Source organism: Rhodobacter sp. P2_H5 (assembly GCF_056403335.1).
In genome coordinates this window covers 1-518 of the sequence record NZ_JBFUFS010000157.1, presented here as the reverse complement: position 1 = coordinate 518, position 518 = coordinate 1, and the positions used below count along the sequence as shown (strand labels likewise).

Here is a 518-nt window from a genome sequence, read left to right as displayed (position 1 = left end):
CCTTCGGCCTGCCCGAACACCGCGTCGTCACCCGCTATGCCCTGCGCCTGGCCATCGTGCCGACGCTGTCGGTGATCGCGGTTGGCCTTGGCGGCATCCTGTCGAGCGCGGTTTTTGTCGAGACCGTGTTTTCGCGCCCCGGCATCGGCACGCTGATCACCGGGGCGGTGTTCAAGCGCAATTATCCGGTGGTGATGGGCACGGTTCTGGTCACCACGGCCTTTTATCTGGTGGTGATCACCTGCGCCGATCTGCTGATTGCAAATCTCGACCCCAGGGTGCGCGATGCGCTGGCCCGCTGACACCCGCGCCTTGCGGGCACTGATCCGCGATCCGATGGGGTTGATGGGCCTGATCCTTGTCACCCTCTTCGTCATCATGGCCATCGCAGCACCCCTCCTCGCCCCCTCTGACCCGCTGGCGCTGGATGTGCGGGCCAAGCTGCAGGCGCCCAGCCTTGCGCATTGGCTCGGCACCGATCAGCTGGGCCGCGATACCCTGTCGCGCATCATCTACGG

The 518-nt window shown here is 65.6% G+C and carries 1 protein-coding gene and 1 pseudogene; both read left to right on the top strand.

Features of this window, described 5'->3' with window-relative positions; translation table 11 throughout:
* Nucleotides 1–302 (top strand): ABC transporter permease subunit (locus tag AC1DVR_RS24075; RefSeq protein WP_478003136.1); only part of this gene is annotated, 302 nt, incomplete at its 5' end.
* Nucleotides 286–518: pseudogene (locus AC1DVR_RS24070) on the top strand (D,D-dipeptide ABC transporter permease); the annotation flags it as partial. The gene AC1DVR_RS24075 and the pseudogene AC1DVR_RS24070, both read left to right, overlap by 17 nt.